The sequence below is a fragment of the Synechococcus sp. R8-2 genome (genome assembly GCF_047461715.1).
Taxonomy (GTDB): Bacteria; Cyanobacteriota; Cyanobacteriia; order Thermostichales; family Thermostichaceae; genus Thermostichus.
On record NZ_JANSHQ010000157.1, the window covers coordinates 1 to 3,370 of the forward strand.

2 protein-coding genes are annotated in these 3,370 nt (G+C 59.4%); both read left to right on the plus strand.

What is annotated here, in order from left to right; all coding sequences use genetic code 11:
* Positions 1–252 precede the first annotated feature (252 nt).
* Positions 253–1,173 (plus strand): ATP-dependent sacrificial sulfur transferase LarE, encoded by a 921-nt coding sequence (gene larE / locus NW819_RS04440; protein ID WP_414413009.1) that lies wholly within the window; start codon positions 253–255, stop codon positions 1,171–1,173.
* 52 nt (positions 1,174–1,225) lie between these two features.
* The gene (locus NW819_RS04445; RefSeq protein ID WP_414413010.1) at positions 1,226–3,058 is read left to right on the plus strand and encodes a DUF3769 domain-containing protein; all 1,833 of its coding nucleotides are present in this window, start codon (positions 1,226–1,228) and stop codon (positions 3,056–3,058) included.
* The last annotated feature ends 312 nt before the right edge of the window (positions 3,059–3,370 follow it).

Consider the following 3,370-nt stretch of genomic DNA (forward strand, 5'->3'; position numbering starts at 1 on the left):
TAGGGTGCCGGAGGCATAGCACCATCGCGACAGCGGGTGAGCGGACTACGGATAGATTGCCCAATTGTCTACTTTTCCTTGAGGGATCCCGCATCCCATGCTGGGGAGAAGCGTTGGAAAGTCGGGGATCTCTAGGAAAGAATAGAAAGAGGGGGGATCCCTGCCCCTGATAGCAACCGGCTCTTCTCCTGCCGGCAATAGCGAGATGGCATCCTTGCCTGGTTATCCAAACGCTTGGCATCTTCTGTCTTCATGAGCACAGCCCAAGGCCCAACCGCCTCTCGTCTCGACCTTCTCCCCCCGGGAGAGGGAGGAATAGCGGCCAACCTCCTGCTGGAGTGGGATCCCGTCCTGCAGCACAAGTTCCAGCAGCTTGTCCAGATCTTCGCCGAGATGGAGCGGGTCTTGGTGGCCTACTCGGGGGGAGTTGATAGCAGCTTGGTGGCCAAGTTGGCCTGGGATCAGTTGGGGGAGCGGGCCCTGGCTGTCACCGCTGCTTCTCCTTCGCTGCTGCCCGAAGATTTGGAAGAAGCAATTCAGCAGGCTCGGCAAATCGGGATCCGCCATCAGATCGTCGAAACCCACGAGCTGGAGGATCCGAGCTACGCTGCCAACCCTGTTAACCGGTGTTACTTCTGCAAAAGTCACTTGCACGATACCTTGCGCCTGTTGGCCCGAGCCCAGGGATATAACCATGTGGTGGATGGTCTCAATGCCGACGATCTGGCCGATTACCGACCGGGGACACAGGCAGCTCGGGAGCGCGGCGTGCGTTCCCCTTTGGCGGAGGTGGGGATGAGCAAGCTGGAGGTGCGGCAATTGTCTCGCCACCTGGGGCTGTCTTGGTGGGATAAACCGGCCCAACCCTGCCTCAGCTCTCGCTTTCCCTACGGGGAGGCAATCACCCCTGAGAAGCTGCGTCGGGTGGGAGCGGCGGAGCGCTACTTGCGCAGCTTGGGTTGGCGGCAGGTCAGGGTGCGCTCGGAGAAGGACACCGCCCGCATCGAACTTCCTCCGGATCAGATCGTGGAGTTTGTGCAGAAAACCAATCTGGAAGCGCTGGTCAAGGCCCTGCAATCCTTCGGCTATCTCTATGTCAGTCTCGATTTGGAGGGCTACCGCAGCGGCAAGCTCAACCGAGTCCTCAACCTTTCCCAGTTGGCCACAAGCTAGCGGGCTGGGGAAGCCGTAGGGGATCTGTGTTGAAGTTTTGCGCCGGGTGATTATGAGAGGGTTGCGGTTGCTCTGGCTCTGCTTGGGGGTGCTGGGGTTGGCAGTTGCCGGCCCTACTGCGGCTCAGGTGGAGTCCCAGAAGAAGGGGGGCGCTCAGCCCATGGATACGACTGACCTCAGCGCCGTTGCCGACCGAACGTTACGGCTGCGTTCTGACCGGCAAACCTTCGATCAACGGGCGGAAGTCTTCCAAGCAGAAGGCAATGTGGAGATGCGGCTGGGCCGCTCTGTGTTGCGGGCGGATCGCCTGCGCATTGAACTGCGACAGCGGCGGGCTGTGGCCGAGGGCAATGTCTCTATTCAACTGGATCGGCAGCGCATTCAGGGATCCCGGCTGGAGTACGACTTTGAGCAAGAGCGGGGATTTTTGGAAGAGGCCTTCGGGCAGGTGGATATTGGCCAGTTGCAGGCCAGTGGATCCCCGGCAGCCGCCCTCTCTCCGCAGCGGCTGGTGCGCTTTCGTGCCGTTCGCATCCGCTTCGATGCCACCACCTGGGAAGGAGAACAGGTGCGGCTGACCAACGACCCGCTGGATCCGCCGGAGTTGGAGATTCGTAGCCCACGGGTGACCTCCACCCTGCAAGCCGATGGCTCCAGCCTTTTGATTGCCGAGGCCGGCCAACTGGCCTTCGACCAGGTCTTGTTTCTGCCTCTGCCCATTCGGTTGCGCTTCGACTCGTTGAACCGTCAGCCTCCGGTCAGCATCTTCTACGATGATTTCGACAGGGAAGAATTGCGGCGCGGCTTGATCCTCCAGTCCAACATCGAGCTGCTGCGGGATCCCAACGTGAGCTTGGTGCTCTCCCCGCAACTGTATCCACAACGTCTTTGGGGCAGTGAGCAGGGCCTTTTGGATGGGATCGGGCTGCGGGCCGATTTTCGTTGGCGGCAACCGGAAGCCAACGCTCAAACCTCGCTGTTTGCCGAGCTGCGGGGGATCGTCTTCCAGGAGTTTGCTCAGCGCTTGCGAGCCCAGGTCGAACACCGCATCACCACCGGCGATGGCGGAGAAGTCGCCTACACCTACGCCTATCGGGAACGCTTCTTCAGCGGTCGCCTGGGGTTTCAAATTGTGGAAAACCGCCTCGGTGCCAGCTACCGCTCACCCACCCTGCGCCTGGGCAATACCGGCTTGGATCTCAGCTACCGCATAGCCGTCGACTACATCGATGCCTTGGGGCAGCCGGATGAAATCGACACGGATCCGGAGTTGGCCTTAGCCAACACCACCGACCGCATTCAGCTCTCCCGCCTGCAACTGGGGGCAACCTTGAATCGCTCCTTTCCCCTCTGGAGCCCTCCCAAGACGGCGGCGGATCCCCCACCCCGCTTTTCCGCTCTGCCCATCGAGCAAGGGATCTGGCTCAGCACCGGTGTGAGCAGCAGCCAGTCTTTTTACTCCAATGGCCGAGCCCAGAGCTATACTGCCGGCAGTATTGGCATTGATGCGGTGATTGGGGCTTTTGTGGCCGATACCTTCGACTACACCAACCTGAGGGTGACCTACTCCAACGGTTTTTTGGCCGGAGCCTCGCCATTTTTGTTTGACCGCATCACCACGCGGGAACAGCTCGTCCTGGGCTTTTTGCAACAACTGTACGGCCCGCTGCGGGTAGGGGCAGAGACAACGGTAGATTTGCAGTCGGGCCAACAGGTGGATGTCGTCTATCGCCTGGGCTACGACCGCCGCACCTATGGCTTTAGCCTGCAGTACAATCCGGTGCGCCAGTCGGGGGCTCTGGAGCTGCGGGTGGAGGGCCTGAACTGGGATCCCGGCCAATCCTCGCCGCAGCCGACGACCGGATCGCGTATCCACGAGCCTTGATCCCCAAACTCCAAGGGAACGGAAAAATGTAATCCTGACTACTACTCTGTGGAGATTTTCTATGAAAAATTACCCCAACTTGGGGAGAAATCCTACCTCAAATCTGCCTTGAATTGCAGAACCCTTCTGGACATCGAAACGGTAAGGTAAGATACAGAAGTTACAGTCATTTTAAACAGGAATGAGACCTTTCCGTGGCATTGCTTCCTAACTCTCCTCTCCCAAAGGAGAGGGGCTGGGGGTGAAGGATGACTCCCTCTGTAAGCGGCGCGGAACGCTTGGGAAGTGTTTCAATCTAGTTTGGAATGACTA

Coding starts and splice junctions, on each gene's coding strand:
- larE (WP_414413009.1), top strand. CDS start 253: ATGAGCACAGCCCAAGGCCCAACCGCCTCTCGTCTCGACCTTCTCCCC.
- NW819_RS04445 (WP_414413010.1), top strand. CDS start 1,226: ATGAGAGGGTTGCGGTTGCTCTGGCTCTGCTTGGGGGTGCTGGGGTTG.